This is a genomic window from Streptomyces sp. (assembly GCF_035563135.1).
Taxonomy (GTDB): domain Bacteria; phylum Actinomycetota; class Actinomycetes; order Streptomycetales; family Streptomycetaceae; genus Streptomyces.
The window spans coordinates 1-3,681 of record NZ_DATMVN010000742.1; the positions used below are offsets into that span (position 1 = coordinate 1).

At 67.7% G+C, this 3,681-nt stretch carries 3 protein-coding genes; 2 read left to right on the forward strand and 1 reads right to left on the reverse strand.

Annotated elements, in window-relative coordinates; translation table 11 throughout:
* Nucleotides 1-988: 988 nt before the first annotated feature.
* Entirely contained in the window at nucleotides 989-1,618 is a 630-nt protein-coding gene (locus VN520_RS33210; protein ID WP_325750657.1) for a hypothetical protein, read from the forward strand.
* Nucleotides 1,619-1,794: 176 nt separating this feature from the next.
* A protein-coding gene (locus tag VN520_RS33215; protein ID WP_414720029.1) for an IS5 family transposase occupies nucleotides 1,795-2,603 on the forward strand; the annotation gives its coding sequence in 2 pieces (ribosomal slippage) (nucleotides 1,795-2,121 and nucleotides 2,124-2,603; 807 coding nt in all).
* A gap of 9 nt (nucleotides 2,604-2,612) precedes the next feature.
* Here VN520_RS33215 and VN520_RS33220 read toward each other — a convergent pair.
* On the reverse strand, nucleotides 2,613-3,530 hold the full coding sequence (locus VN520_RS33220; RefSeq protein WP_414720030.1) for a CehA/McbA family metallohydrolase: 918 nt from the start codon (nucleotides 3,528-3,530) through the stop codon (nucleotides 2,613-2,615).
* Between the last annotated feature and the right edge of the window lie 151 nt (nucleotides 3,531-3,681).

Consider the following 3,681-nt stretch of genomic DNA (forward strand, 5'->3'; position numbering starts at 1 on the left):
TCGCAAAAACCCGGCGGCACCGGCGCCGAACTGCCCCGCGCGAGCAGTAACTGGGAAAGCCGACCGTGGCGGACCACGGCCGGCGCGCGCTACTCTGATGGACCGACGGGCCAGCAACCCCTTCCAGGCCGCGACAGTATCGATCGCGGTACCTCGAGCACTTGGTGCAGGGGTGGTTGCTGGCCCGTCGCCATGTCTCAGGCACTACCACGTCCACGTGGTCCCGTCCCGCCAGGCGGGACAGGAGGGCCTTTTGCAGCGCCGTGCGGGACGAGCGTAGCCATTCCGGCTCTGCTCCTCGCGGGTACTGTTCCCGCAAGTGCAAACTTGGCCCAGGCCAATCACCACTGATGGAGGCTCCTTTGTCCAGAGCAACAGCGACCAACCGCACCTGTCACCTCGCGCACCATCCTTCGGACCAACACCCCACCCGCTCTCGCGCGATCCGAAGCAGAGCCGCGGCAGTTGCGGCAGTACTGGGCCTCGCGGTGGCCGCCAGCATCGTGGCAGGCAGCGCGCTTTCAGCTGGCGCCCTCAGCCAGGCAATGCCAGGAGACCCTGCCTGGGACTCCGCCAACCACGCCGTGCTGGCAGATCCGGCTTGGGACGGACCGACCAAGGCCCCGCAGTAACACGGCCCGCATCTCCAGCTGCCCACTGTCCTGTGGGCAGACCGCCCCAAGTGAGGGCGCGGCCAGGCGGACAGGCCGCTCCGCTCGTGAGGTGAGAGACGCGTAAGCCACTCACGCGTCCGCACCCAGATCGCCTCCAACGACCGCGACAACCTGCGGCATGAGTGGCGCCCGCGCGACGAGGCCTGACCGCCGTGCGTCGCCTCTCAGCCAGGGCAGGCGCCCGTGCTCAACGAGCCCGGGAACATCGGCGGAAGCAACGGATGCAGTGCATTGAATAAGCCTGGCTAATTACATAGTTTGCGGGTGCCTTCCGTGAGGGCGACAAGTCTCCACCCCTAACAGCGGAGCATCCCATGAACTCAGTAGCAGCCCTGTCGGACCCTGAGGGCACCGACGCATCCACATCCGACTCCACCGGCCTGTACGCGCTGTACGCCGAGCGCGACAGCATCGCCGTCGGCTGGGAGTTCTGCGACCTGCTGGACACCCCTGAAACCGCGCGCGCCCTCCTGCCTGAGGTGCGCCGCGAACTCGCGACGCTCAACGCGGCGGGGCGCTTCCCTGGCACAAGCTACGTACACCTGCTCCGCCACGCGGCGACGGGCTGTGACTGCCTGACAACGGAGGCCCCAGAAGAGGGCTGCCGCGTACTGGAGACCTTCGCCCCGCAGGAAGCAGCCAGCGAACAGGACGACGAGGACGCCGCGCAAGCCTGGGCCATCGCCGCCGCAACGAATGCGGCCAGCACCTCAGCAGTCCTCCCGGTCCCGCCCGTCGCGGAGATCTGCTGGGATGACTACCAGATCCAGGGCTCCGACGACCCCGCCAAGCACGATCTCGAGCTAGTTCACTCAGCGTGCAGCCAACGCCTGTGTGACGTCGAGCATGGAGACACACTTCCGCAGCTTGTTGGCATGGTCGAGGATCACCATGCTGCGAGGTGCGGAAGGCCCCGCGTGTCCCGTCCGAGCACGACCCACTGAACCCTGAATCGGCAGAAAACCTCTCTGGTGCGGGCTGCTGCGGCGACCCGCACCAGAGAGGCAGAGGGCGCAGCGTCTCGCGGCGGCTCTCCGGCTCTCCGCAGCTAACTGATCGTTTCAGAATGAGTTGAACCGCGGGTCTTGCATCTAGCGATCTTGGTCGGCAAGGTGTCCGGGTGCGTGCTGATCTTGTTCCGGATGACTTGTGGGAACGGGTGGTTCCGCTCCTGCCGCCCGCTCCTGAGCGGCGCCGCCGCCACCCCGGGCGACTGCGTGTTCCCGACCGGGCGGCCCTCACCGGGGTGATGTACGTACTGCGGACTGGTGTCGCCTGGCGTGATGTCCCGGCTGAAACGGTCGGCTGCTCCGGGGTGACGGCCTGGCGTCGCCTGCGAGACTGGACCGAGGCTGGCGTCTGGCCGCGCCTGCACGCAGCCCTGCTGCCCGAGCTTCGCCGCGCCGCCCTGCTGGATCTTGAGCACTGCGCTGTTGACGGCTCGCATGTCAGGGCCCTAAAAGGGGGGATCACGTCGGCCCCTCGCCAGTCGACCGCGCCCGGCCCGGCTCCAAACACCACCTGATAGTCGACCGGCACGGAACCCCGCTCGCCGTCACGCTCACCGGCGGCAACCGCCACGACATCACCCAGCTGCTGCCGCTGCTCAACGCGGTCCCGCCGATCCGGGGGCTACGAGGACGGCCTCGCCGCAAGCCGCGGCACCTGTATGCCGACCGGGGCTACGACTTCGACAAATACCGCCGCCTGCTGTGGAAGCGCGGCATCAAGCCGATGATCGCCCGACGCGGCGTCGTCCACGGCTCAGGGCTCGGCAAAGTCCGCTGGGTGGTGGAACGGGCCTTCGCCTGGCTGCACCAGTTCAAACGACTCCGGATTCGCTACGAACGACGCGCCGACCTTCATCAGGGCCTGCTCGAACTGGCATGCAGCCTCATGTGCCTCCGCCGCCTGCGGACCGCACGATGAAATGAGCGGTCAGTTGAGGATGATCGGATTGGTGAGTGCGGCGACGTGCCCGCTGTGATGTCGGACCTCGATGCGGACGAACGCTGACCGCTCCGCTGTCGTATCCCACTGCACCGCTCCCGGCCCGTCATCAGGGAGGGGAGCTCGGTGGACCTTTCCTCGATCGGTGTGGAAGCTGACGGTCCCCGCCGGCACGCCCCGTACTGCAGCATGCACTTCCACCTGCCCACCCTGAGTCGCGAGCCACTCGCCCACCCCGGCAACGCGGCCAGCCGCATGGGCGGTGAACGACACGTCCACATCCGCCGACTCGGCAATCCAGCTGCGGCCGGCACAGATCCCGGCCAGCACTGCCTCCGCGCTCAGTTCCTCAGCGAAGACCACGGTGTGAGGGATCCCGATCTGCCCTTCCAAGTGGGTATCGCTGTTGCCCATCGCCGGCCGCCACGAGCCCGTGCGAAGGTCCGCCGCGAGGCTCCGCCCCCATTCGGCCAGGGCCGCCTCGTTGTCGGCATTCCAGGGCCGGTCCGAAGTCCACAGACCGTTCCATACCTCCACCACATCGAAGCCAAGGAAGGGGAACATGAAGTCGCCCGACGGGTAGGGCGCATGTGGGTGCGCGGCCACGCACAGGCCCCCTGCTCGGTGGACCTGGTCCAAGCACTTGTCCACCAGTCCGTCCCTGACCTGGTGGTTCCAGTCGACGACCTCGCCGGGATTGAGGCCGAGCGCGAGCCAGTGCCCGGTCTCCGTGGTCACCTCTTCGCCGAGAAGGATCAAAAAGTCATCGGCGGCCAAATGCCCCCACACCCCCGGGGCCGCGACCGAGTTGTGCTCCGTCGTCGCGATGAAGTCGAGCCTGGCCGCCCTCGCCCGGACGGCCAACGCTTCGGGGGAGAGTTCCCCGTCCGAGTGGACGGAGTGCACGTGGCAATCCCCGCGGTACCAGGCCGCCCCGCGTCCGACCGCCCGCGCCGACGGGAAGCTCAAACTCGACAAGATTCTCCTCCCAGAGTCCTGTCGAGCCTACGCGCCAACCGGGAGACCCGTTCCATCGCACGCTGAGCACGATCTCGGT